We start from the raw sequence: 22,732 nt of genomic DNA, 5'->3' as shown, positions 1-22,732 counted from the left end.
ACGGGGGGAAGAGAAGTTGGACAATTTTCTAGCTCACACAGAAGACATCACAGACTTCGGTTCACGCTTGGCCGTCGTCGCCGACACCGTGGCCCGCGCCCAGGCCGACGCGGCCCGTCACGATCACACTGCGCTCGGCGCAGTCCTGGGATTGATTGCGGAGGACTTCGTCCGAGTCACCGGCGAAGCCCAACAGACTCACATCGACGATCTCGGCCGTCTTGCCGCCGTTGTGTCCAGTGCCGCAGCCGCCACACACAGCGCCCGCGACCTGTACCTGGGCACAGACGAGTTGGTTCGCAGCACCATCGTCGAAGCGGCGCGGACATGATCCCCGTCGAGGCCCTTGCCCGGCCGATCATCGACCTGGTGGCAACCCTTGGTTCTGGCGTCACCGACTCGAACGGACCCGAAGTCGGACTCCGCATCGCGTCGGACGTACTGGAGATCGCCTACCAACTGGGTACCGCTGCACTGGGGGAACTGTCCGGCGGCGGAACATCCACCGCGGGCATGAGCGCCGCGACAACAATGACCGAACAGACCCAAGCGGCAACTCGAACACTCACCGATAAAGGCACCGACATCGCCGGAATTGTCGACGAGGCCACCATGACGGTGTCCGCCGGGATCAACGAACTGAACGGCATCTTGCAGTCGTTTCTCGGGATCGCTGCCAAAGCCGGTCCGGCCCTACTGACGCCGCCGGGCCAATTGATGCTCGTTGCAGCTGCATTCGAGCATCTTGGGCAGGCAATATCCGTCGTCGAGAGAATGCGCGGCGATCTCTCCGGGTCCACCGACAAGATGTCCGCTCTGGTGCCGTCGGTCCCGCTGCCGGATCCCGCGCCCGGGGCCACGAATCCGGAATCGTCAACCGGTTCTGTTGCGCGTACCGGCAGTGCTGGTAGTACCGGCGGTGCGGCGGGGTTGCAGATCGACCTGCCAGACGGTTCTGTTGCGACCGCCCCCAACGCCGAAGCCGCTGCAGCGGTGCGCAACGCACTCACCCAGCAAGGAGTGCCATACGAGTGGGGCGGCACCTCACCTGGAGTTGGCCTCGACTGCAGTGGTTTGACGCAGTGGGCCTACGGACAAGCGGGCGTCGATATTCCGCGCCTTGCCCAGGAACAAGGCATCGGCAGCCCCGTCGATCAGTCCGAACTTCTGCCGGGCGACCTCGCAGTCTGGGACGGCCACGTTGCCATGGTGATCGGCAACGGCCAGATGGTCGAAGCCGGAGACCCGGTCAGCGTCAGCCCCGTCCGAACATCCAACATCGGCATGGGATTTCACGGCTTCTACCGACCCACAGAGTGAAACGAGCACGAATATGCAGGACACACCGCGCCCACCGAGCGTCATCACCGCAGTGGCGGCAAATCGCCGCGGAACCATCGCCTTACGGGCCACCGAACAGGGCATTCCCATCGACATCCGTATCCATCACAGCGAATTACGCTATGGCGGTGCTCGCCTGGCCACCGAGATCATGGCCCTCTCTGCCCGGGCCGCCATGGAGGCCGGCGTCCGCCACCGCCTCGAATTGGAAGCCGATGGGGTTCCGGCCGACATCGTGAATGCCCTGGGACTCGCAACACGTGAGCAATTGGCCGACGCCCAAGCTGCCGAAGAGCACACCGACACAGCCCCCACTACCTGGATGCGATCGATATGAACGAAATGGACCGAATCATGGAGCGCGCCAAGAGTCAGTGCGGATTCATGCAGGATGCGGTCGGTGACGTCGACGCCATCCGGGCGACCGCCGCGAGCGCCGACGGCACGGTTGTCGCCTGTGTCGACGGAATGGGCGCGCTGGTCGAACTGACCATCACCGACGCCGTAACCACTATGGAACCGAAGGCCGTCGCGGCACTGACTATCGCCACCATCCACCAGGCAGTTCACCGCAGCAACGTCGAACGCGAACGTCTGATGAATCAACTGGGTCGCTCACTCGGCGAGGTGTGAGTAACCCGCGCTATACGCAGGGCGGTCGGGTCGATAGGCTTCCGCCCATGGCTGGAGATATCGTCCCGATCGAAATCGGTCTCACAAGTGGAGACCTCGTCACGTTGTGGGCGCCGCGGTGGCGTGAGGGCGACGACGAATGGGAGGCCTTCCTCGGTCATGAGGAAGACCTGTACGGGTTTGCCTCGGTCGCGGAACTCGCCGCATTCATCCGCACCGATACCGACAACGATTTGGTCGACCACCCCGCTTGGAGTGTTGTTGCCGGTCTCTCCGCCGCGGAACTCGAACCGGAGGAGAACTTCACGTTCGACTTCGTCGGAGTACCGGAACTTGCTGCCGGGGACCCGGAACCGCTGGTTGTCTCCGAACTCGAAGACACCCTGAACATGGCCCGCAATATCGGCGAGGTCTGCGAACTCGATTCCGTGATCCGGTTCTTCAGCGGCCACCCGATCCTGGGTGCACTCGCGACGGGCGCGAGCGCCTTCGAGGGTCGTGAAGGACTCGAGATCTGGGACCAGGTCGGCGCAGCCATCGCCAAGGACTGGGACAAGGTTCTCGACGCGATCGACACCGTCGTGACATCGCCCAAGGTTGATGCCGCTGCCGTCGCAGTCGCCGAAGCCGAACTCCTCGCAGCCGCCGAGAACACCGTCGATGCGGACGACGTCGCCGAGGAAGGCGAGGACGAGGAATTCGACGAAGACGAACTCGACGAGGACGACGACGAGATCGAGACGTTCTGGGGCGAGGTCGGCGTCGATCCGGTCCGCATCATCACCTCCGGCGACACCTTCTACACCCTTCGTTGCTACATGGGTGACCAGGCAATCTTCCTCGGAAAGGACGGGTTGATCACCGTCTTCCGGTCCGAGCGCGCACTCGGCCGCTACCTTGCCGACAATCACGAGCACGATCTGTCACAGGTCAGCACGTACGGCGTGATCCAGAATGCCGCCGTCGACGGTTCACTCGACATCGAGGTCACCGACGAAAATGTCTACGTTCTCCCCGGCATCGCCGACGACCTTGCCCAGGGCCCGGACGCCGTCGACGTCGAACAACTCGAACTAGCTGTCGAATTGTTCACCGATGCAGCCGATTTCGCGGACGACGACTCCACCGAGGAAGCGCTGTCCGCGTCGAACGAGCTCGGGTGGTACGTCTCGTACCTTCTCAATCCCGATCCGTCCCGGATGGCTCCCAGTGCGCCGTTCACCAAGGAATCCGAGGGGTGGCGCGAACTCGAGCGTGAGTTCGAGACACGCCTGCGTCCCGAGTAAACGGCGTCGGCTGATCAGTACTGCTACCCGACCAACACTGTCAGCCGACCAAAACTGCGTATCCGGGCTTGATGACGTCGTCGATGTACGCCAGACGCTGGTCGAACGGGATGAACGCAGACTTCATGGCGTTGATCGTGAATCGTTCGAGGTCGGTCCAGCCGTAACCGAATGTTTCGACGAGCGCCGCCATTTCGCGACTCATGCTGGTATCACCCATGAGCCGATTGTCGGTGTTGACGGTGACCCGGAACCGTAGGTCTGCCAACAGTCCGAACGGATGATCGGCCAGGGCAGCCACGGCGCCGGTCTGGACGTTCGAGCTCGGGCACAACTCCAGCGGGATGCGCATGTCTCGAACGAAGTTCGCGAGCCTGCCCAGCTCGTGGCTACCGTCGACGGCAGTGACGTCGTCCACGATGCGCACACCATGCCCCAACCTGTCGGCTCCACAAAATGCGATAGCTTCGTGAATCGACGGCAACCCGAATGCTTCACCGGCATGGATGGTGAAGTGCGCGTTAGCATCCCGCATGTACTCGAAGGCGTCAAGATGGCGACTCGGCGGATTCCCGGCCTCGGCACCCGCGATGTCGAACCCGACGACACCGCGGTCACGGAATCGCACGGCAAGTTCGGCGATTTCGCGGGACCTGGCGGCATGACGCATGGCAGTCAGCAAGCAACCGATCTGAATCTTGCGCCCCTGGGCCTGGGCCGCGGACTCCCCCGCCCGGAATCCTTCGAGTACGTGCTCGACTACCTCGTCGAGCGTCAGGCCCTGTTCGAGGTGCTGTTCGGGTGCAAACCGCACCTCCGCGTAAACCACGTTGTCGTCGGCCAGATCCTCGGCACATTCCTGTGCCACGCGCGAGAGTCCCTCGGCAGTCTGCATGACGGCCACGGTGTGCGCGAACGTCTCGAGGTACAGCTCGAGCGAACCGCTGTCAGCGGCGGTTCGAAACCACTGGGCGAGTTCGGCAGCAGTATGTGCCGGCAGATCCGTGTATCCGCAATTTTCTGCCAGTTCCAGGATTGTCTGCGGACGCAGACCACCGTCGAGGTGGTCGTGCAGTAGAACTTTGGGCGCGCTACGAATCGAGTTCAACACCGGTGCGTTCATGCAACATAAGCTAACGCGAGTCACCCACAATTCGCTCGATGAGCAGCGGTCGCGACACTGTGTCGGATTCGGACCCGATTGCCCAACTGCCGTCGAGACTCCGGCGTGCGGCATCGAATCGTTCGGGTGTGTCCGTGTGCAGTGTCAGTAGCTTCTGACCGGCACGGACCACGTCACCAGGCTTTGCATGCATCTGCACACCCGCACCGGCTTGTACTGCGTCACCTTGGCGCTCGCGCCCCGCTCCGAGTTTCCACGCTGCGATACCGACGCCCATGGCGTCCAGTCGAGTGAGGACGCCGTCGCGGTCGGCAGTGACGACTTCGGTGTGTCGAGCCACGGGCAAGTCCGCATCCGGATCGCCGCCCTGCGCGTCGATCATGGCGCGCCACCGATCCATCGCACTGCCGTCGGCCAGCTTCTGCGCGGGATCGACATCGTCGATTCCGGCCGCCGACAACATTTCCCGAGCCAAGAGGAGGGTGAGCTCGACGACGTCGGCAGGTCCGCCGCCCGCCAGCACCTCGACGGATTCGCGCACCTCGAGTGCATTGCCAGCGGTCAAGCCGAGTGGCGTACCCATCTCGGTGATGAATGCCGTTGTGCGCATACCGGCGTCGTTGCCCAGTTCGACCATGGTGCGCGCCAACTCCCGCGCGTCACCGAGTTCCTTCATATACGCACCCGAACCGACCTTCACGTCCAGCACGAGAGCACCGGTTCCTTCGGCGATCTTCTTGCTCATGATCGAACTCGCGATCAGCGGAATGGATTCCACCGATCCGGTCACGTCACGTAGGGCATAGAGCTTCTTGTCCGCCGGCGCGAGATTCGCTCCCGCAGCACAGATGACCGCACCGATCTTCGGGTTCGCGAGGATCTCCACCATCTCGGCCGCGGTGAGGTCCGCACGCCAACCTGCGATCGCCTCGAGCTTGTCGAGAGTTCCACCGGCATGGCCGAGTCCACGCCCCGACAGCTGCGGAACAGCAAGACCGCACGCGGCGACCAGAGGTACCAGCGGAAGAGTGATCTTGTCTCCCACACCACCGGTCGAATGCTTGTCGACCGTCGCCATCGGTAAGTCCGAAAAGTCCATGGTGCCGCCGGATTCGATCATCGCCCGCGTCCAGCGGCCGGTCTCCGAGCGCGTCATCCCGCGGAAGTAGATCGCCATCGCGAGGGCCGCCATCTGCTCGTCCGGCACAACTCCCGCGGTGAACGCCTGCACGATCCAATCGATCTCGGTGCCCGAGAGCTCCCGACCGTCACGTTTTGCTCTGATGATCGACACGGCGTCAAACATGGCGAAGTCCTTCCGCTTGTTCCGGCCCGAAAGCGTCCGGGAGTAATTCCGCGAGTGGGCGCGGCCCTTGTGAGGTGTCGACCAGAAGTTCTCCGCCACCGTGCTCGAGTAGGAGCTGTCGGCACCGTCCGCACGGCATCAGTATTGCGCCGTCCGCGTCGACGCACGAGAAGGCAATCAAGCGTCCTCCGCCGGTGGCCGCTAAGTTACTCACCAGTCCACATTCGGCACACAGACTCAAACCGTATGAGACATTTTCCACATTGCATCCTGAGACGATTCGACCATCGTCCACCAGGGCCGCGGCACCTACCGCATATCCGGAGTACGGGGCATAGGCCCGACGCATCACCACTTGCGCGTTGTGGCGCAACAACTTCCAGTCGATTTCACCCATGGTTCACAATCCAATCACGCCAACTGAATGCATGCAGAAACGACACGATACGGCCGGTATGAAGATTGGAAAGGCAAACCTTACAAAGAGTTTGGTAGGTGTACGAATCCCGCATCTGATTAGTTCCCGGATTCACCAGGGTTTAGAGTCTGAGTCAAGTCGGTTCAGGATCCCGTCGAGCCCGGGCTGAGTACCTCGAAGCTCTCTGCAGGCTCGGCGCGTCCACCAATGACGTTGGAGGCACAGCACTCGATGAGTACTACGACTGAAGCCGCTCCTCAGAAGGAGCGCACGAGGTCGCTTTACCGGGGCGACCCCGGAATGTGGTCCTGGGTTCTACACCGGATCACAGGCGTCGCAACTTTCTTCTTCCTATTCGTACACGTTCTCGATACGGCTCTCGTGCGGGTTAACCCCGACACGTATGACGCTGTCATCGACACGTACAAAAACCCCGTCGTCGGTCTCATGGAGATCGGCCTCGTCGGTGTGGTCCTTTACCACGCCCTCAACGGCGTGCGCGTGATGCTCGTGGATTTCTGGTCGAAGGGCCCGAAGTACCAGCGCGTCATGCTCTGGACCATTCTGGCGATCTGGTTCCTGGTGATGATCCCGGGCGCCGGACGCATCCTCATCAACATGTTTGCGGAGCACTGACATGGCGACTACTCACGGACCCGAAGCCAAGAGCCTCGGTACCTCATACGACCGTCCTGCCAGCCTGGACAACCCGCGTTCGCCGCGGGCCAAGGCGCGGAACAACTTCGAGCTGTACGCATGGCTGTTCATGCGTTTCTCCGGCGTTGCCCTGATCGTCCTGGTCCTGGGCCACATGTTCATCATGCTGATGCTCGACGGTGGTGTTCACCGTCTGAACTTCGCATTCGTCGCAGGCCGCTGGTCCAGCCCGTTCTGGCAGATCTGGGATCTGACGATGCTCTGGCTGGCACAGTTGCACGGCGGTAACGGTCTGCGCACGGTCATCGCGGACTACTCCCGCAAGGACTCCACGCGCTTCTGGCTGACCACGATCCTCGTACTCTCGATGATCCTGATCATGGCCCTGGGCACGTACGTCATCTTCACCTTCGACCCCAATATCTCGGCGAGCTAGGGGAGCACAGACTTCATGCAGGAACATCGTTATGACGTGGTCATCGTCGGTGCCGGCGGCGCCGGCATGCGTGCGGCAATCGAGGCTGGCCCCCGCGCCCGCACGGCCGTACTGACCAAGCTCTACCCCACCCGCAGCCACACCGGCGCGGCCCAGGGCGGCATGTGCGCCGCACTGGCGAACGTGGAGGAAGACAACTGGGAGTGGCACACCTTCGACACCGTCAAGGGTGGCGACTACCTCGCCGACCAGGACGCCGTCGAGATCATGGCAAAAGAAGCCATCGATGCGGTGCTCGACCTCGAGAAGATGGGCCTGCCGTTCAACCGCACGCCCGAAGGCAAGATCGACCAGCGTCGCTTCGGTGGCCACACCCGCGATCACGGCAAGGCCCCGGTTCGCCGCGCGTGCTACGCCGCCGACCGCACCGGTCACATGATCCTGCAGACGCTCTACCAGAACTGCGTCAAGCACGACGTCGAGTTCTACAACGAGTTCTACGCACTCGACATCGCCATCACCGAGACCGAGGACGGCCCGGTTGCCACCGGCGTCATCGCCTACGAACTCTCGACCGGCGAACTGCACATCTTCCACGCCAAGTCGATCATCTTCGCGACCGGCGGCTCGGGACGCATGTACAAGACGACGTCCAACGCACACACCCTCACCGGTGACGGCATGGGCATCATCTTCCGCAAGGGACTTCCCCTCGAGGACATGGAGTTCCACCAGTTCCACCCGACAGGACTCGCCGGACTCGGCATCCTGATCTCGGAAGCTGTTCGTGGTGAAGGCGGCATTCTCCGTAATGCCGACGGTGAGCGCTTCATGGAGCGCTACGCCCCCACGATCAAGGACCTCGCGCCGCGTGACATCGTCGCCCGCTCGATGGTTCTCGAAGTCCTCGAAGGCCGCGGCGCCGGCCCCAACAAGGACTACGTCTACATCGACGTGACACACATCCCCGAGGAAGTTCTCGACGAGAAGCTCCCCGACATCATGGAGTTCTCGCGCACCTACCTCGGCGTGGACCCCGTCAAGGAGCCCGTGCCCGTTTACCCGACGTGCCACTACGTCATGGGCGGTATCCCCACCAAGATCAACGGTGAGGTTCTGCGCAACAACGACGAGGTCGTCAAGGGCCTGTACGCCGCCGGCGAATGCGCCTGCGTCTCCGTGCACGGCGCAAACCGTCTCGGCACCAACTCGCTCCTCGACATCAACGTGTTCGGCCGTCGCGCCGGCATCGCTGCCGCCGAGTACGCGAACTCCACCGAGTTCGTCGACATGCCCGAAGCCCCGGCCACCATGGTCGAGGACTGGGTCGGCGTCATCCTGTCCGATCACGGCCACGAGCGCGTTGCGGACATCCGCTCCGAACTCCAGCAGTCGATGGACAACAACGCATCCGTGTTCCGTACCGAAGAGCGCCTCACCCAGGCACTCAAGGACGTGCGTGCTCTCAAGGAGCGCTACAACCACATCACGGTTCAGGACAAGGGCAAGCGCTACAACAGCGACCTGCTCGAAGCCATCGAACTGGGCTTCCTGCTCGAAATGGCAGAGGTCACCGTCGTCGGTGCGCTCAACCGCAAGGAATCACGCGGCGGCCACGCTCGTGAGGACTTCCCGGATCGCAACGATGCCGAGTACATGAAGCACACGATGGCATACAAGGAGGGCGACGGCCTGCTCTCCGACATCCGTCTGGACTACAAGCCGGTGGTACAGACCCGCTACGAGCCGATGGAGCGTAAGTACTGATGTCTGCGCCTGCTGTAGAAGCACCAGCCCTCCCCCCGGTCCCCGAAGGCGCCGTCATGGTGACCCTCAAGATCGCGCGGATGAACCCGGAATCGGGCGACGGTCAGCACTGGGACAGCTTCCAGGTCCCAGCTCTGCCCACCGACCGCATGCTCAACCTGCTGCTGTACGTGAAGGGCTACCTCGACGGCACCCTCACGTTCCGTCGTAGCTGCGCACACGGTGTCTGCGGCTCCGACGCCATGCGCATCAACGGCGTCAACCGCCTGGCGTGCAAGATCCTGATGAAGGACATGCTCCCCAAGGACGGCAAGCCGGTCACCATCACCATCGAGCCCATTCGCGGCTTGCCGGTGGAGAAGGACCTCGTTGTCGACATGGAACCCTTCTTCGACGCGTTCCGCGCCGTGAAGCCGTTCCTCATCACCAGTGGCAACGAGCCCACCCGTGAGCGCATCCAGAGCCAGCACGACCGTGCTCGTTTCGACGACACCACCAAGTGCATCCTGTGCGCATGCTGCACCACGTCGTGCCCCGTGTACTGGAGCGACGGCAGCTACTTCGGTCCCGCTGCCATCGTGAACGCACACCGGTTCATCTTCGACAGCCGTGACGAGGCCGCTTCCGAGCGTCTCGACATCCTGAACGACAAGGACGGCGTGTGGCGCTGCCGCACGACGTTCAACTGCACCGACGCATGCCCCCGTGGCATCCAGGTGACAAAGGCGATTCAGGAAGTGAAGCGCGCGCTGCTGTTCGCTCGCTAGATCTTTCGAACAGAGAAATGCCCCTCCCGTCTTCGGGAGGGGCATTTTTTGTTGCCGGTTAAGCGACCTTCGGGTGATAGGTCAGAACTTGCACGCCGGATTCGTAGCGACGGTCCTCCACCAACTCGAGCACGATCTTGTCCTCCGATTCGGGGAACACCTTCCCGCCGGACCCGAGGATGACCGGGAAAACCATCAGGCGCAGCTCGTCGACCAGGCCGGCCAACAGCAATGCGTGAACGAGAGTCCGGCTTCCCGCTACCAGGATTTCGCCGTCGATCTGTTCCTTGAGCTTCGGCACCGACTCCTCGATGGGGCCCTCGAGCGCCGTCGAGTTGTTCCATTCGAGTGGCTCCGAGCTGCTTGTGACAACGTACTTGGGCATCTCGTTCATCTTGTCGGCGAAGCCTTGGTCGTCTTCACGCTCAGGCCACGCGCCGGCAAAACTCTCGTAGGTCCGGCGACCGAGCAGGAGAACGTCCGCGGCGAGGGTTTCGTCGAGTTTGAACTTCATCTGGTCGCCTTCCTGATACGGAAAGACCCAGCCTGTGTGCGCGTAGCCCGGTTCACCGCCTGGCGCCTCCATGACCATGTCCAGGGACACGAACTCCGTCACCACAATCTTGCCCATACCGATCCCCTGCCCTTGACGTTATGCACCGATCGAAAACTGACCCTTCCACTGTGGCAGACGGCACGGCGATTCGGCGGTTACGCGCAATGCGCCTACCCTCGGATAACGATGATGTGGCGTCGAGCGTGTGCAGTGGTTGTTGCCGGAACAGTGATCTCCGGAATCGGAGGAATGTCTGGAATTGCAGGTACTGCACTCGCCCAACCGGTACCACCACCGACAACGTCGGCACCGTTCACCACGCCCAATACCGATAGTTGCCCGTTCACGAGCCTGCCGGCTCCCGCTGTAGACCTCTCGGAGGTTCCCGCGCCCGGAACAACCGTGCCCGCCCCCGTGCCGGTACCGGACGAACCGGTTGGCGGGGATCGACTCGGCGGTTGCGGGGTCGTCCTGCCGGCCGGCGCGCCGCCACTGCCCGCAGACATCGCCGCCTCCGGTTGGGTGGTCGCCGACGCGGCAACCGGTGAAGTGCTCGCCGCTAAAGATCCGCACGGCCGGTACCGTCCCGCAAGCACCATCAAGATGCTTCTGGCGCTCGTCGCGCTCGACACGTTGAATCTCGATACCGTCGTCACCGCCACCGCGGAGGACGCAAATGCCGAAGGCAGCGCCGTCGGACTCGGCAAAGACGGCACCTACACCAACCGGCAGCTCATGCAGGGGCTGGTGATGGCGTCGGGCAACGACGCCGCCCACGCCCTGGCCCGTCAGCTCGGGGGTGACGACGCCGCCGTGAAGAAGATGAACGCCCTGGCCCTGGAACTCGGTGCACTCGACACCCGCACCGCGACACCCTCCGGTCTGGACGGCCCGGGAATGAGCAGCTCCCCCTACGACCTTGCGGTGATATTCCATGCGGCACTGCAGAATCCGACGTTCGCCGAGTTGATCCACACCGAGACGGTTCAATTTCCGGGCTTCCCGAAGGACCCCACGATCCCCGACGATCAGGACCGGCCAGGCTTCACCCTCGCGAACGACAACCAACTGCTCTACAACTACGACGGAGCGCTGGGCGGCAAGACCGGCTTCACCGACGACGCCCGTCATACCTACGTCGGTGCGGCCGAGCGGAACGGCCGAACCCTACTGGTCACGTTGATGGGCGGCGAAGCACAACCTATCCGTCCGTGGGAGCAGGCAGCCCGCCTTCTCGACTACGGATTCGGCATGTCCTCCACCATGACCGTCGGAACGCTGACCGATACCTCGACCGACCGCAGCCAACCGAAGGTCACCGCCGCCACGACGCCGGGGGCACCCGCCGCAGTGTCCGCGGCCGGCACGTCCCCGGACGCCGGATTCAGCTCGACGGCACGCACTGCCGTCGCCGTCGGCGGGACCGTTGTCGTCATCGGCCTGATTCTCGGGGCGATCGTGATGAGCCGTCGACGCCGTTAGCCAGTTCGCCGCGCAGCGCAAACAGTGACATCGCACATGCTGGGGAGGATCATTGGCACGGACAGACCACCTTTGAACGCAACCCGGCAGCGGCCTGCTTGCCCGAGTCCGTTGCTCGAAGGGATCTCACCGTGAACGGCTTCAAAACCGGTGTCATGGATGCGGCGCTTCACACGAGGTACACACCCGATTTCATGATGCGGACCACCCGCCAGATAGCCGCCGCCAGCGGCGCAGACTCCATCTGGATTCCCGACCATCTCAACGGACTGTTCCCCACCTCGATCTGGAAATCGCAGTACGTCGGCGCGAGCAAGGTCGCGCCGTTCGCCAATGCGTATTACGAACCCTGGACTGTCCTGGGAAACATCGCTGCCCACAATCGTTTCACCCGACTTCAACTCGGCGTCGGTGTCACCGACGCCGGCCGACGCAACCCGGCGGTGACAGCACAGGCAGCAGCCACTCTTCATCACCTGAGCCGAGGACGAGCAATTCTCGGCATAGGGCCCGGTGAGCGCGAAGGCAATGAACCTTACGGCGTCGAATGGAGCGCTCCGGTTTCACGCTTCGAGGAAGCCCTTGCAACCATCCGCGCGTTGTGGGACTCGGGCGGAGAGCCTGTCACGCGTGATTCGCCGTACTTCCCGTTGCGTAACGCAGTGTTCGAAATCCCACCCCATAGGAATGGCAGACCACCGATGTGGGTCGCCGCCCACGGGCCGCGAATGCTGAAACTCGCCGGAAAGTACGCAAACGCCTGGTTCCCCGCGTTTGCGCAATTGCCCGCACAGTATCGAGACAAACTCGACCGTATCCGGTCCGCAGCATCCGACTTCAGCCGAGACCCAGAGGCCATAACTCCCGCCGCATACTTCTTTGTCCTGACATCACGAAGCAGCAACGAGGTGGATGAGATGGTCGAGTCGGTGGGCACACGTTCGTTTACTCTCGGTGCCCCGGCCGACGCCTGGGCCAGGCACGGCGTGCAGCATCCTATGGGAAGTGACTTCTCCGGTGCGCAGGACTTGGTTCCGCACACCATCGACGAATCGACCGCGTTGAAATACTCGCGACTCGTACCGGACGGGTTAGTCCGCGACATCTACTTGACTGGAAGACCTTCCGAAATCATCGACAAGATGAGTGTCTGGCGTGACCACGGGTCCGCTATGCAGTGTTGATGAACCTGGGTGGTCTTCATCCGAAATTCCGCACCGGGTTGGCTTCATCGCTGCCGTTGATGCAGGTACTTCGAGGTCTGCGGAAACTCTGAGCGGCGCTCAACGTTATCGGCGGCGCAAAAGCCCCGACAGTCCGAGACCGGCCAAAGCGCCCGTTCCGATCAATGCCGCTGCGCGTGACGGTGACATCCCTTCGCTGACGACAACCCGCGGCGCGATGATCGCCGGATCGGGCGGCGGAATGTAGGCCAGTGCCATGCTTTTCTTGGTCGTCGCAGCCCAGGCGGTGCAGAACAGCAGCATGCGCGAAGCGGTGAACACGAATACGAGCAAACCGATAATCGGCCCGAATGCGACGCCGGCCGGGCCACTACTGACCGCCGAAAGATAGATCGCACCAACCTGTTTGAACACTTCGAATACCAGAGCTGCCATCAGTGCCGCACTGGCGGCGCTGCGTAGATTCACCGGTTCACGGGGCAAGCGTGCGATCACCCACAGGAACACCGCCCAGGTTGCCAGGATCGACAGCACCGTCGACAAGACTCGCAGTCCGACGCCGACGCCGGTGATGTTCTCGAGGTTGAGCCACACGACAACCTGACGCGCTACCGGCCCACTGCTGAGCGCCGACATGCCGAGTGAAATAACCAAGGCTGCGCCCAGACCGAGCAGTGCCCCGATATCGCCGACTTTGGTTCTGACAAACCCTTTGGAGTCACGCTTGCTCTCCCACATCGCGGTGAGCGCGTCGCGGACATTGGCCATCCAGCCGAGACCCGCGTACGACGCGACCAGAAGGCCGACCGCACCAACACTGGCGCGAGAGTCGATTGCCGAGTCGATCAAGCTGTTGATGGTGTCACCGAGGCTGCCGGGGATGGATTTGGTGATCTCTTCCTGAATCGAAGTCAGGTATTCGGGGTGGCCGGCCAATACAAAACCGGCCACCGCGAACGCAACCATCATGATCGGAATCAAAGCGAGGACGCTGAAGTACGTGATCCCGGCGGCGTAGTAGTCGCCCTTCTGGTTCTGGAATCGCATACCCGCTCGAACAAGGTGATCGAGCCACGGCCGCGCTGCCCGCTGCTTGTCGAGAAAGCTCGGCTCCTCTACGACAACTGATTCAGCCACAGATGTCCCCCTATTTCTGTATCGACCTGTTTCGTGTCAGCCGTTCACTTGCGCCGTGCTCAGCCCTTGGGCGGCAGGAACCCGACCTTTTCGTACACGGTCGCAAGCGTGCGGGACGAGACCTCACGGGCCCGGTGCGCGCCGGCGGCAATGATGCGATCCAGTTCGGCCTCATCGGCAAGATAGCCGTCGACCTTGGCCTTGAGCGGAGTCACGAACTGCGCCAACACGTCCGCAGTATCAGTCTTGAGATCGCCGTACCCCTTGCCTTCGTAGCCCGCGACCAAGGTCTCGATCGGTACACCGGACAGGGCCGACTGAATGGTGAGCAGGTTGCTGACACCAGGCTTGGCCTGCGGGTCGAAGCGGATCTCACGTTCGTTGTCGGTGACTGCCGACTTGATCTTCTTGGCCGACACCTTGGGATCGTCGAGCAAATTGATCAGACCGGCGTCGCTCGCTGCCGACTTGCTCATCTTCGACGTCGGGTCCTGCAGGTCGTAGATCTTGGCGGTGCCCTTGATGATCTGGGGTTCAGGAACCACAAACGACTTGCCGTAGCGCGAGTTGAAGCGGTTCGCGAGGTCGCGGGCAAGCTCGAGGTGCTGACGCTGATCCTCACCCACCGGAACGCGCTGCGGGCGGTACAGCAAGATGTCGGCGGCCATCAGAACCGGGTAGGTGAACAGCCCGACACTGGCGTTCTCACTGCCTTGCTTGGACGACTTGTCCTTGAACTGCGTCATGCGGCTGGCCTCGCCGAAACCGGTGATGCAATTCAGGACCCACGCAAGCTGAGCGTGCTCGGGAACCTGACTCTGGACGAAGATCGTTGCGCGGTCGGGGTCGATCCCGATTGCAAGTAGCTGCGCCACGGCAACCTTGGTGCGTCGACGCAGTTCCTTGGGGTCCTGCGTCACGGTGATGGCATGCAAGTCCGGGACGAAGTAGAAGGCGTCGAACTCGTCCTGCAGCCCCACCCACTGCTGCAATGCGCCCAGATAGTTACCGAGGTGGAAGGAATCCGACGTCGGCTGGATACCGGAAAGCACGCGAGGCTTTGCCGTGGGCTTCTGTTCTGCAGGGGTCGACATGCTTCCGATCTTTCCACGCGGGCGATTCAGGGAGTGTGTGTGGTCTCCGGGTAGCGGAGCACCGTGAGTTCCGACGCAAAGGTTTCTTCGGAACCCGAGCCGAACTGGTACGCGGTACCGAACGTGGTGGGCGCCCATTCCTCGGCGTAGAAATCCATCGACTCCCGGAACCAGGGCAACTGATCGGGTTCGCCGCGCAGCAACAGCTCAGCCTCTCGAACCAGAACGACAAACCCGGCGCCGAGGCCGAGTACGTCGTCGAGGTCACGCATGACGTCGTCGAAGGCGTCCTTGTTGCGACCGAAGTGTGACGGAAACTGAAATGCTGCCGCAAACTCGTCGAAGACCTGCGCCGTGGTCTGCATGTGCGATCCGCGAACCGTGCGAACAACAAGATCACGCATCCGGAGATCACGCGCCAACTCGTCCAGAAGTGCCGGTTCACCCGACACCGCCACCGACGAGACGCCGGATTCCGGGTCGAGCCACCGATCGACACTGACAGTTTCGTGATCAGGCATCAGCGAACCTATCCATCAGCGAACTATCCATCAGCGAATCCTTGTGAAGGTCTCGTAGTGATCGAGGGTGTACCACGCGGAACCGTCGTTTCCGGTGACGATCCGCTCGGCATCACGGCCCTGACCACTCTTCTTCGGATTGACGTCCCACTCCTGATAGACAACGCGGCCACCGCCGGCGCCGACTGCCGGCAACCTGCCCTCGCTGTTACGGAAGGTAACGCCGCCCTTGGTTCCCACCGCATTCGCGGAGTCCGGCCACCGTCCGGCGTCGATCTCGACCAACGTAGCGAGTACCCGCGTAGGCGCATCACTGCTCACCGGCTTCTGGGCCGACGTCGACTGCGCCGCCTTGGTGGTCGCCCCGGGCTTGACCTGAGTTGACGTAGCCGCAGAAGTCGACGTGCTCGAAGTAGCCGAGCCCGCCGTCGCCGAACTGTCGGAGTCCTGAGAGGACAGCACCATCGCGAGTACGACGGCGATCACGGCAACGACGACGGTGCCTAAAGCCTTGAGTGTCTTGGCACTGGGCATATCCGATGCCTACCGGTAGGAGACGGTGACGGGAGCGTGATCTGACCAACGCAGATCGTAGGATTCCGCGCGTTCGATCAACCCTGCCTTGGCGCGCTCGGCAAACGCTCGGGTCGCCACCTGGTAGTCGATGCGCCAACCGGAGTCGTTGTCGAATGCCTTACCGCGGTACGACCACCACGAGTACGGTCCTTCGACGCCCGGATGCAATGCCCGGAACACGTCGACCCACGGGGACTCGTCCGCAAACAGGACGTCCATCCACTCACGCTCGCTGGGCAGGAAGCCGGAGGACTTCTTGTTTCCCTTCCAGTTCTTCAGGTCGGCTTCGTTGTGCGCGATGTTCCAGTCACCACTGACCACAACGTGTCGCCCGGCCGTCTCGGCTGCGGCAGCGGTGACCGCGAGGTGAGCCGCGAACGAACTCATGAACCGTTCTTTCGCCTCTTGCTTCGGGGTCAGCGCCTCCCCGGTCGGTAGGTAGAGACTTGCCACCGTGAGGTCGGCAAAATCCGCTTCGATGTAGCGTCCGGCGTCCTGAAATTCGTCGTCACCGAAACCGATACGGACGGCATCGGCTTCGACCCGGGACAGGACTGCGACGCCGTTGCGGCCTTTCGCCGACGGCTCGGCCGAAACGAGGAACCAGCCGTTCGACAGAGCGGGTTCGAGAGTCTCGTGCAACTGCTTGTCGGATGCTCGGGTTTCCTGCAGACAGATGAAATCCGCGTCGGTCTTCTCGAGCCATTCGGTCATACCCTTGCGGGCTGCGGCACGAATGCCGTTGACGTTCACCGACGTGATCGTGTGAGGCGCGAGAATATGAGAGTCAGCTGTTTGTGGCACGGCAAGCACCGTAGCCGATGATGCCGACGTGTTCTCAGTTCGCGGCTCTACGCTGCAGGATCACCGCAACCACCAGGACACCGAGCCCCGCGACGCCGAGGAGCGAACCGACGGCGGCGGGCGCTGTGTAACCGAAACCGGCGGCGATCACTACCCCACCGATCCAGGCTCCGAACGCGTTCGCGATGTTGAGGGCGGCGTGGTTGAGCGATGCGGCCAAGGTCTGGGCGTCCTCGGCAACGTCCATCAAGCGGGTCTGCAGCCCCGGAACCATGGACGCACCGGCCAGCCCGATGAGGAAGACGAAGAGCAACGCCGTATACGGGTTGCGAACGGCGAGAACAAAGATCGCGAGAATGATCGCCAGCGACGCCATCGATACGAACAGGCCCTTCATGAGCGCCCGGTCAGCGAGGTAGCCACCGACGAAGTTGCCGGCCACCATGCCCAGCCCGTAGAGCATGAGCGCCAGCGGAACAAACGACGCACCCAGACCGGACACGTCGGTCAACGTCGTGCTGATGTACGTGTACACGGCAAACATGCCGCCGAATCCGACCATGCCGACGATCAGAGTCATCCACACCTGGATGTGGCCCAGCGCCCTGAGTTCGGTGATCGGGTTGGTGATCGGCATAGCGTCGAGGCGCGGGATCCAGACGAGCAGCGACGCCACGGTGACGGCACCGATGACTGCGACCAGTGCGAATGCACTCCGCCATCCCACGGTCTGCCCGAGCCACGCGGCAGCCGGCACACCGACGACGTTGGCAACGGAAAGACCCATCATCACCATGGCAACGGCTTTGGCACGTTTACCCGGTTCAGCCAGATGCGCCGCAACGAGGGCGGCAACACCGAAGTAGGCACCGTGCGGCAACCCGGCGACAAACCGGGCGAGCATCAGCGTGGTGTACGACGGCGCGAACACCGACGCGGCATTGCCCACCGTGAACGCGATCATGAGCGCGATCAACAATGTGCGCCGCGGGATCCGAGCAGTCAGGGCCGCGATGAGCGGCGCACCGACCACAACGCCGAGCGCATAGGCGGAGATGACATGACCGGCGGTGGGCTCGGATACGCCCAGCCCGGTTGCCATCTCCGGCAGGAGACCCATCGCCACGAACTCGGTGGTGCCGATTCCGAATCCGCCGAGCGCCAACGCGAGCATCGCCGGGCCTCTGGCAGAGCGAACCCCGGATGTCGGGGCGTCAGGGCGGGAAAGGGTAGACGAAGTCACTGGTCAATTGTGGTCGCACCCTTGGTTGAACTTCCAAGTGAGAGCAGGTGAGTTCGCTCACGTGAGACCGCAGGCACAGAGCAGACACAAATGGGACGCCCGGAGTGCCCGGGCGTCCCATCTGAAAGTGAAGCTGTGGAACTTTTACTACTTGGCTGCCATCGACTTCTGCAGGTTCACGTCGAGCGCACCGAGGAATTCTTCGGTGGTCAGGTAACCCTGGTCGCCGCCGACCAGCATCGAGAGGTCCTTGGTCATCTGGCCGCTTTCGACGGTCTTGATGACAACGTCTTCGAGCTGCTGCGCGAAGCCGATGACCTCAGGGGTGTTGTCGAGCTTGCCACGGTGCTCGAGCCCACGGGTCCACGCGAAGATGGACGCGATCGGGTTGGTCGAGGTGGGCTTGCCCTGCTGGTGCTGACGGTAGTGACGCGTGACGGTGCCGTGAGCAGCCTCTGCCTCACAGGTCTTTCCGTCCGGTGTCAGGAGAACCGACGTCATGAGGCCGAGCGAGCCGAAGCCCTGAGCCACGGTGTCGGACTGGACGTCGCCGTCGTAGTTCTTGCATGCCCAGACGTAGCCGCCCTCCCACTTGAGTGCGGAAGCGACCATGTCGTCGATGAGGCGGTGCTCGTAGGTCAGACCTGCGGCATCGAACTCGGCCTTGAACTCGGTCTCGTAGACGTGCTGGAAGATGTCCTTGAAGGCACCGTCGTACGCCTTGAGAATGGTGTTCTTGGTGGACAGGTACACCGGGTAGTTCTGCTGCAGTCCGTAGGTGAGCGACGCGCGAGCGAAGTCACGGATGGACGTGGTGAAGTTGTACTGCCCCTGGACGACGCCGCCCTCTTCGGGGAAGTTGACCAGTTCGTGCTCGATCGGTGCGCTTCCGTCCTCAGGCGTGTAGGTGATCATCACCTTGCCGGGGCCGGGAACCTTGAAGTCTGTGGCGCGGTACTGGTCACCGAATGCGTGACGGCCGATGATGATCGGCTTGGTCCAGCCCGGGACGAGTCGCGGAACGTTCGAGATGATGATCGGTGCGCGGAAGATCGTGCCGCCGAGAATGTTGCGGATCGTTCCGTTCGGGGAACGCCACATCTTCTTGAGACCGAATTCCTCGACACGAGCCTCGTCCGGCGTGATGGTGGCGCACTTGACGCCCACGCCGTGCTTCTGGATCGCGTGTGCGGCGTCGATGGTGACCTGGTCATCCGTCTCGTCGCGGTACTCGATACCGAGGTCGTAGTACTCGAGGTTCACATCGAGGTACGGGTGGATCAACTTGTCTTTGATGAACTGCCAGATAATGCGTGTCATCTCGTCGCCGTCGAGTTCGACGACGGTGCCCTCAACCTTTATTTTGGACATGGGTGCTTCGCGTCCTCCTAGGAAGTTTCCCCTGGTTACACGGTTGCGGTCACACTTTGTGAGTGAGTCCGCGAACGGTTCGATTATCAAACCTAGACTGTGTGGACTGATCCCGGGAGATGAGTCCCAAACAAGACAAGCGTACTGCTAACGCTGGGGGCCGCAACCGGCAGCCCCTCCTCCGAGTCACTACTCACCGGTAACTTTTGCCTGCTAGTGGGCACCGTCGCGTCGAATGGCGACTGGTGACGCCGCACACTTCGACCCGCGTCATCCTTCGGCTTCACTCCCGGTAGAATTCAGCTCGGTCATGAGTACCAGCGTCAAGCCCCGGCTCGCTGGACGGCAACCCTCCAACCGCGGTGGGGTGCCCCGGGTGATGACCAGGTCGCCTCGAGGCGAAACTGCGCAATTGCAGCTTCACCGGATTTCCAGGCGACAAGCGCGGGTCCGACAGGGACGGACCCCAGACCGGGCCGAGCCCCACGGAGGTTTTTCAGTATGTGTCGCACTTGTAGATAGACCCCAGCACGGGGCGGCGATCATTCGCCCCCGTCCGACAGCTATCCGTCAGACCACTGGAGTACACAAATCATGACCGACATCTCAGCTAACTGGTCCTTCGAGACCAAGCAGGTCCACGCCGGACAAACCGCAGACACCGCCACCAACGCGCGCGCACTGCCGATCTACCAGACCACCAGCTACGTCTTCGACAGCACCGACCACGCCGCCGCGCTGTTCGGCCTTGCTGAGCCGGGCAACATCTACACGCGCATCATGAATCCAACGCAGGACGCCGTCGAGCAGCGCATTGCTGCACTCGAAGGCGGTGTCGCGGCACTCCTCCTGTCCTCGGGTCAGGCCGCCGAAACCCTCGCGATCCTCAACATCGCGGAGGCCGGAGACCACATCGTCGCCAGCCCCTACCTGTACGGCGGCACGTACAACCTCCTGCACTACACGCTTCGCAAGCTCGGCATCGAAGTCACGTTCGTCGAGGATCCCGACAACCTCGACCACTGGCGCGAAGCCATCCGCCCCAACACCAAGGCCTTCTTCGGCGAAACCATCGCCAATCCCAAGAACCACATCCTCGACATCCCCGGGATCTCAGCGGTGGCTCATGAGAACGGCCTCCCCCTGATCGTCGACAACACCGTCGCGACGCCGTACTTGCTCCGCCCCCTCGAACACGGCGCCGACATCGTGCTGCACTCCGCCACCAAATATCTCGGCGGACACGGCACGGCCATCGCCGGCGTCATCGTAGACGGCGGCACTTTCGACTGGACGCAAGGCAGACACACCAACTTCACCACCCCCGATCCGAGCTACCACGGCGTCACATTCGCCGACCTCGGCGCACCCGCCTACGCTCTCAAGGCGCGTGTACAACTCCTGCGCGACCTCGGCTCCGCCGTCGCACCGTTCAACGCGTTCCTCATCGCCCAGGGCATCGAAACCTTGAGCCTGCGCATCGAGCGCCACGTCGCCAACGCCCAGCAGGTGGCCGAATTCCTCGAAGGCCACACCGCCGTCGCGTCCGTCTCCTACGCCGGACTCCCCTCCTCACCGTGGTACGAACGCGGAAAGCAGCTGACCCCCAAGGGAACCGGCGCCATCGTCACCTTCGAACTGCCCGGCGGCATCGATGCCGGCAAGAAGTTTGTCAACGCCCTTACTCTGCACAGCCACGTCGCCAACATCGGTGACGTCCGCTCCCTCGTCATCCACCCCGCCTCCACCACTCACGCCCAGCTCACCCCCGAGGAACAACTCGCAGCCGGCGTCACCCCAGGTCTCGTTCGCCTCGCCGTCGGAATCGAAGGCATCGCCGACATCCTCGCCGACCTCGAAACCGGCCTCACCGCGGCGGCAACGTCTTGACCGTCAACGAAGCTCAGACGGCGGTCGCGGATATCCTGCCGCCGCCGGACGGCCGAGTCGGAACCGTCGACATCGGCTCGCTGCAACTCGAGAACGGCGCCGTGCTGCCGTCGGTATCGCTTGCGGTTCAACGGTGGGGCGCGCTGTCCCCGAACCGCGACAACGTCGTGCTCGTGGAACATGCCCTGACCGGGGACTCACACGTCACCGGTCCGGCGTCCGAAAATCAGCCGTCACCCGGTTGGTGGAACGGAATGGTCGGCCCGGGCGAACCTGTCGACACGGGCGAATGGTGTGTCATTGCGACCAATGTTCTGGGCGGTTGTCGTGGCACCACCGGCCCGAGTTCCCTTGCCGAGGACGGCAAACCGTGGGGTAGCCGGTTTCCGGGCATCTCCATTCGCGATCAGGTCGCAGCCGAGAAGAAGCTGATCGACCTGCTCGGCATCGATCGACTGGCTTCGGTAGTCGGCGGCTCCATGGGCGGTATGCGCACCCTCGAATGGGCTGTGTCGTACCCCGAGAATCTGAACTCCGCATTGGTACTGGCTACGGGTTCACGCGCGACAGCCGATCAAATCGGTACACAGACAACACAAATCGCCGCCATCATGTCCGACCCCGATTGGCAGGGCGGCAATTACCACGGAACCGGGCGCACACCCCGGGCCGGCCTCGGTATCGCGAGACGCATTGCGCACCTCACCTACCGCGCCGAATCGGAACTCGACACACGTTTCGAGAACACCGCCCAGGGAAATGAAAACCCCTGGAACGGTGGACGATACGCGGTTCAAAGCTACCTGGAACATCAGGCAGACAAGCTCGTGTCGCGATTTGATCCCAGCACCTACGTGCTGTTGACCGAGGCTATGAACCGTCACGACATCGGCCGCGGACGCGGTGGTGTCGCAGCGGCTTTGGCGTCCATCACCGTGCCGGTCGTTGTCGGTGGAGTCGATTCCGATCGTCTCTACCCGCTGCGCCTGCAGGAAGAGATCGCCGCCGGAATCCCGACATGCACCGGCCTCGAAATCCTGAATTCCAAGGACGGGCACGACGGGTTCCTCACCGAAGCCGACGCTGTAGCAAAACTGTTGCGCCGCACAATGGAATTGGCGCGCACGACGCGCTGAGCAT

General features: G+C 62.7%; 23 protein-coding genes, 1 pseudogene and 1 riboswitch. Of the genes and pseudogenes, 13 read left to right on the top strand and 11 right to left on the bottom strand.

What is annotated here, in order from left to right; all coding sequences use genetic code 11:
• Positions 1-16: 16 nt before the first annotated feature.
• Genes RG2_RS05440 through RG2_RS05420 form a run of 5 tightly spaced genes read left to right on the top strand, consistent with a single transcriptional unit; the run spans position 17 to position 3,260 of the window.
• Positions 17-331 carry a hypothetical protein gene (locus RG2_RS05440; RefSeq protein ID WP_033231266.1) on the top strand — a complete coding sequence of 105 codons (315 nt, stop codon included), beginning with the start codon at positions 17-19 and terminating at the stop codon, positions 329-331.
• Positions 328-1,320 (top strand): C40 family peptidase, encoded by a 993-nt coding sequence (locus tag RG2_RS05435; RefSeq protein WP_033231267.1) that lies wholly within the window; start codon positions 328-330, stop codon positions 1,318-1,320. Before RG2_RS05440 ends, RG2_RS05435 begins: the two co-directional genes overlap by 4 nt.
• A gap of 13 nt (positions 1,321-1,333) precedes the next feature.
• A complete protein-coding gene (locus tag RG2_RS05430; RefSeq protein ID WP_033231268.1) occupies positions 1,334-1,678 on the top strand; it encodes a hypothetical protein in 345 nt (114 codons plus the stop codon).
• Positions 1,675-1,974, top strand: a complete 300-nt coding sequence (locus tag RG2_RS05425; RefSeq protein WP_033231269.1) for a YbaB/EbfC family nucleoid-associated protein — start codon at positions 1,675-1,677, stop codon at positions 1,972-1,974. The genes RG2_RS05430 and RG2_RS05425 overlap by 4 nt, the downstream gene beginning before the upstream one ends.
• Before the next feature lie 47 nt (positions 1,975-2,021).
• Positions 2,022-3,260 carry a SatS C-terminal domain-containing protein gene (locus RG2_RS05420; RefSeq protein WP_033231270.1) on the top strand — a complete coding sequence of 413 codons (1,239 nt, stop codon included), beginning with the start codon at positions 2,022-2,024 and terminating at the stop codon, positions 3,258-3,260.
• A 40-nt stretch (positions 3,261-3,300) separates the two neighbouring features.
• Here RG2_RS05420 and RG2_RS05415 read toward each other — a convergent pair whose 3' ends face one another.
• The 3 genes from RG2_RS05415 to RG2_RS05405 are packed head-to-tail and all read right to left on the bottom strand — an operon-like array spanning position 3,301 to position 6,086.
• Complete coding sequence (locus RG2_RS05415) at positions 3,301-4,383, bottom strand: adenosine deaminase (protein WP_033231271.1); 1,083 nt, start codon at positions 4,381-4,383, stop codon at positions 3,301-3,303.
• Positions 4,384-4,393: 10 nt separating this feature from the next.
• Positions 4,394-5,689 (bottom strand): thymidine phosphorylase, encoded by a 1,296-nt coding sequence (locus RG2_RS05410; RefSeq protein WP_033231272.1) that lies wholly within the window; start codon positions 5,687-5,689, stop codon positions 4,394-4,396.
• Entirely contained in the window at positions 5,682-6,086 is a 405-nt protein-coding gene (locus RG2_RS05405) for a cytidine deaminase (protein ID WP_033231273.1), read from the bottom strand. Before RG2_RS05405 ends, RG2_RS05410 begins: the two co-directional genes overlap by 8 nt.
• A 252-nt stretch (positions 6,087-6,338) precedes the next feature.
• Here RG2_RS05405 and sdhC point away from each other — a divergent pair, with 252 nt between their 5' ends.
• The 4 genes from sdhC to RG2_RS05385 are packed head-to-tail and all read left to right on the top strand — an operon-like array spanning position 6,339 to position 9,734.
• The gene (gene sdhC / locus RG2_RS05400) at positions 6,339-6,743 is read left to right on the top strand and encodes a succinate dehydrogenase, cytochrome b556 subunit (RefSeq protein ID WP_072782401.1); all 405 of its coding nucleotides are present in this window, start codon (positions 6,339-6,341) and stop codon (positions 6,741-6,743) included.
• 1 nt (position 6,744) lies between these two features.
• Positions 6,745-7,200, top strand: a complete 456-nt coding sequence (locus RG2_RS05395) for a succinate dehydrogenase hydrophobic membrane anchor subunit (RefSeq protein ID WP_033231274.1) — start codon at positions 6,745-6,747, stop codon at positions 7,198-7,200.
• Between the two features lie 15 nt (positions 7,201-7,215).
• Positions 7,216-8,967 (top strand): succinate dehydrogenase flavoprotein subunit, encoded by a 1,752-nt coding sequence (gene sdhA / locus RG2_RS05390; RefSeq protein WP_033231275.1) that lies wholly within the window; start codon positions 7,216-7,218, stop codon positions 8,965-8,967.
• Positions 8,967-9,734 (top strand): succinate dehydrogenase iron-sulfur subunit, encoded by a 768-nt coding sequence (locus RG2_RS05385; protein WP_033231276.1) that lies wholly within the window; start codon positions 8,967-8,969, stop codon positions 9,732-9,734. The genes sdhA and RG2_RS05385 overlap by 1 nt, the downstream gene beginning before the upstream one ends.
• Before the next feature lie 58 nt (positions 9,735-9,792).
• Here RG2_RS05385 and RG2_RS05380 read toward each other — a convergent pair whose 3' ends face one another.
• Entirely contained in the window at positions 9,793-10,365 is a 573-nt protein-coding gene (locus RG2_RS05380; RefSeq protein ID WP_033231277.1) for a dihydrofolate reductase family protein, read from the bottom strand.
• 174 nt (positions 10,366-10,539) lie between these two features.
• Between RG2_RS05380 and RG2_RS05375 the strand changes: the two genes are divergently transcribed.
• Together RG2_RS05375 and RG2_RS05370 are read left to right on the top strand one after the other, a co-directional pair.
• On the top strand, positions 10,540-11,772 hold the full coding sequence (locus tag RG2_RS05375) for a D-alanyl-D-alanine carboxypeptidase family protein (protein WP_051730242.1): 1,233 nt from the start codon (positions 10,540-10,542) through the stop codon (positions 11,770-11,772).
• A 131-nt stretch (positions 11,773-11,903) separates the two neighbouring features.
• A pseudogene (locus tag RG2_RS05370) lies at positions 11,904-13,048 on the top strand (LLM class flavin-dependent oxidoreductase).
• Between the two features lie 13 nt (positions 13,049-13,061).
• On the opposite strand, the gene yhjD reads toward RG2_RS05370, so the two are convergent.
• From yhjD to RG2_RS05335, 7 genes are all read right to left on the bottom strand, one after another.
• Positions 13,062-14,093: an inner membrane protein YhjD gene (gene yhjD / locus RG2_RS05365; RefSeq protein WP_033231278.1), complete on the bottom strand. Its 1,032-nt coding sequence runs from the start codon at positions 14,091-14,093 to the stop codon at positions 13,062-13,064.
• A gap of 59 nt (positions 14,094-14,152) precedes the next feature.
• Complete coding sequence (gene trpS, locus RG2_RS05360) at positions 14,153-15,187, bottom strand: tryptophan--tRNA ligase (RefSeq protein WP_033231279.1); 1,035 nt, start codon at positions 15,185-15,187, stop codon at positions 14,153-14,155.
• A 26-nt stretch (positions 15,188-15,213) separates the two neighbouring features.
• Positions 15,214-15,708: a barstar family protein gene (locus RG2_RS05355; RefSeq protein WP_033231280.1), complete on the bottom strand. Its 495-nt coding sequence runs from the start codon at positions 15,706-15,708 to the stop codon at positions 15,214-15,216.
• 30 nt (positions 15,709-15,738) lie between these two features.
• Positions 15,739-16,242: a guanyl-specific ribonuclease gene (locus tag RG2_RS05350; RefSeq protein WP_033231281.1), complete on the bottom strand. Its 504-nt coding sequence runs from the start codon at positions 16,240-16,242 to the stop codon at positions 15,739-15,741.
• A 9-nt stretch (positions 16,243-16,251) separates the two neighbouring features.
• Positions 16,252-17,097 carry an exodeoxyribonuclease III gene (locus RG2_RS05345; RefSeq protein WP_045070712.1) on the bottom strand — a complete coding sequence of 282 codons (846 nt, stop codon included), beginning with the start codon at positions 17,095-17,097 and terminating at the stop codon, positions 16,252-16,254.
• 25 nt (positions 17,098-17,122) lie between these two features.
• Positions 17,123-18,262, bottom strand: coding sequence for an MFS transporter (locus RG2_RS05340; RefSeq protein WP_033231282.1), 1,140 nt, complete (start codon positions 18,260-18,262; stop codon positions 17,123-17,125).
• Positions 18,263-18,478: 216 nt separating this feature from the next.
• Entirely contained in the window at positions 18,479-19,702 is a 1,224-nt protein-coding gene (locus tag RG2_RS05335) for an NADP-dependent isocitrate dehydrogenase (protein WP_033231283.1), read from the bottom strand.
• A gap of 306 nt (positions 19,703-20,008) precedes the next feature.
• Positions 20,009-20,153: riboswitch (SAM riboswitch) on the top strand.
• A gap of 143 nt (positions 20,154-20,296) precedes the next feature.
• On the opposite strand from RG2_RS05335, the gene RG2_RS05330 reads away from it, so the two are divergent.
• Together RG2_RS05330 and metX are read left to right on the top strand one after the other, a co-directional pair.
• Positions 20,297-21,592, top strand: coding sequence for a bifunctional o-acetylhomoserine/o-acetylserine sulfhydrylase (locus RG2_RS05330; protein ID WP_033231284.1), 1,296 nt, complete (start codon positions 20,297-20,299; stop codon positions 21,590-21,592).
• A 32-nt stretch (positions 21,593-21,624) separates the two neighbouring features.
• Complete coding sequence (metX, locus tag RG2_RS05325; protein WP_051730243.1) at positions 21,625-22,728, top strand: homoserine O-acetyltransferase MetX; 1,104 nt, start codon at positions 21,625-21,627, stop codon at positions 22,726-22,728.
• The last annotated feature ends 4 nt before the right edge of the window (positions 22,729-22,732 follow it).

This window comes from Rhodococcus globerulus NBRC 14531, from assembly GCF_001894805.1.
Classification (GTDB): domain Bacteria; phylum Actinomycetota; class Actinomycetes; order Mycobacteriales; family Mycobacteriaceae; genus Rhodococcus_F; species Rhodococcus_F globerula.
This window is presented reverse-complemented; position numbering and strand designations above follow the sequence as displayed.